We start from the raw sequence: 2,172 nt of genomic DNA on the forward strand, positions 1-2,172 counted from the left end.
TGTGTGTGTCTGTGCGGCGGGCCCCCCCCGGGGTGCCCCCCCGCCCGGGCGGGGGGGCCAGGGTGTCGTGGTAGCCTTTCCTCCGTGCCCCGTCTGTCTGAAGTCATCGCCGAGCTCGACGCCCTCTGGCCGCCCCAGCGGGCCGAGCAGTGGGACGCCGTCGGCACCGTCTGCGGCGACCCCGACGCCGAGGTCCGCCGTGTCCTCTTCGCCGTCGATCCCGTCCAGGAGATCGCGGACGAGGCCGTCGCCCTCGACGCCGACCTGATCGTCACCCACCACCCGCTCTACCTGCGCGGGACGACGACGGTCGCGGCGGGCCACTTCAAGGGCCGGGTCGTGCACACCCTGATCAAGCACGACATCGCCCTGCACGTCGCGCACACCAACGCCGACACCGCCGACCCCGGCGTCTCCGACGCCCTCGCCGGCGCCCTCGACCTGCGCGTCACCGGCCCGCTCGTCCCCGAGAACAACCTCGGCCGGATCTGCGAGCTCGACCACCCCGAGACCCTCGCCGAGTTCGCCGCCCGCGCCGCGAAGCGGCTGCCCGCGACGGCGCAGGGCATCCGGGTCGCCGGCGACCCCGCCATGACCGTCCGCCGCGTCGCCGTCAGCGGCGGCTCCGGCGACAGCCTCTTCGACGCCGTGCGGGCCGCCGGGGTGGACGCCTTCCTCACCGCCGACCTGCGCCACCACCCCGTCTCCGAGGCCACCCAGCACTCACCGCTCGGCCTCGTCGACGCCGCCCACTGGGCCACCGAGTGGCCCTGGTGCGAGCAGGCCGCCGCCCAGCTCGACGAGATCTCCGACCGCCACGGCTGGGACCTCCGCGTCCACGTCTCGAAGACGGTCACCGACCCCTGGTCCTCCCACCACACTTCCTCTGGAGCCCCCAACTGAACGCCGCGCCCGCCGACCAGATCCGCCTCCTCGACGTCCAGGCCCTGGACGTCCGCCTCCAGCAGCTCGCCCACAAGCGCAAGGCGCTGCCCGAGCACGCGGAGATCGAGGCGCTGACCAAGGACCTCACCCAGCTGCGCGACCTGCTCGTCGCCGCGCAGACCGAGGAGAGCGACTGCGCCCGCGAGCAGACCAAGGCCGAGCAGGACGTCGACCAGGTCCGCCAGCGCGCCACCCGCGACCAGCAGCGGCTCGACTCCGGCGCCGTCTCCTCCCCGAAGGACCTGGAGAGCCTCCAGCGCGAGATCACCTCGCTCGCCAAGCGCCAGGGCGACCTGGAGGAGATCGTCCTGGAGGTGATGGAGCGCCGCGAGTCCGCGCAGGAGCGCGTCGCCGAGCTCACCGACCGCGTCGCCGCCGTCCAGGCCAAGGTGGACGACGCCACCGGCCGCCGCGACACCGCCCAGGCCGGCCTCGACGAGGAGGCCGCCGGCGTCGCCAAGGAGCGCGAGGTCGTCGCCGGCACCGTCCCCGCCGACCTGCTGAAGCTCTACGACAAGCTCCGCGAGCAGCAGGGCGGCGTCGGCGCGGCCCGCCTCTACCAGCGCAAGTGCGAGGGCTGCCACATCGAGCTCAACATCACCGAGCTGAACGAGGTGCGGGCCGCCGCCAAGGACACGGTCGTGCGCTGCGAGAACTGCCGCCGCATCCTGGTCCGCACGGCGGAGTCCGGCCTGTAATGCGCGAGCTCGTGGTCGAGGCGGACGGCGGCTCCCGGGGCAATCCCGGACCCGCCGGTTACGGTGCCGTCGTCCTCGACCCGGCCACGGGCGAGACGCTCGCGGAGGCCGCCGAGTACATCGGCGTCGCCACCAACAACGTCGCCGAGTACAAGGGCCTCATCGCGGGCCTCCGCGCGGCCCTGGACCTGGCGCCCGACGCCACGGTCCGGGTCAGGATGGACTCCAAGCTCGTCGTCGAGCAGATGTCGGGCCGCTGGAAGATCAAGCACCCCGACATGAAGCCGCTGGCGGCCGAGGCGGCCCGCGCCTTCCCGGCCGACCGGGTCCACTACGAGTGGATCCCGCGCGAGCGCAACAAGCACGCCGACCGGCTGGCCAACGAGGCCATGGACGCCGGCAAGCGCGGCGAGCAGTGGTCGCCGCGCGACACGTCCGCGGCGCGGGTCGCGGCATCCCTGCAGCCCTCGGGCCCGCACGGCGACGCGTCGGCGGGCGGGGCCCGGGCCCGCGCGTCGATGGAGGTCGC

3 protein-coding genes are annotated in these 2,172 nt (G+C 74.2%); all 3 read left to right on the forward strand.

The window, feature by feature from the left end:
• Nucleotides 1-84 precede the first annotated feature (84 nt).
• Nucleotides 85-903 (forward strand): Nif3-like dinuclear metal center hexameric protein, encoded by an 819-nt coding sequence (locus tag ACFW1I_RS35795; protein WP_384677849.1) that lies wholly within the window; start codon nucleotides 85-87, stop codon nucleotides 901-903.
• Complete coding sequence (locus tag ACFW1I_RS35800; protein ID WP_384677855.1) at nucleotides 900-1,643, forward strand: zinc ribbon domain-containing protein; 744 nt, start codon at nucleotides 900-902, stop codon at nucleotides 1,641-1,643. Before ACFW1I_RS35795 ends, ACFW1I_RS35800 begins: the two co-directional genes overlap by 4 nt.
• Nucleotides 1,643-2,172 (forward strand): reverse transcriptase-like protein (locus tag ACFW1I_RS35805; RefSeq protein WP_384677851.1); only part of this gene is annotated, 530 nt, incomplete at its 3' end. The genes ACFW1I_RS35800 and ACFW1I_RS35805, both read left to right, overlap by 1 nt.

Source organism: Streptomyces sp. NPDC058955, assembly GCF_042741435.1.
Classification (GTDB): domain Bacteria; phylum Actinomycetota; class Actinomycetes; order Streptomycetales; family Streptomycetaceae; genus Streptomyces.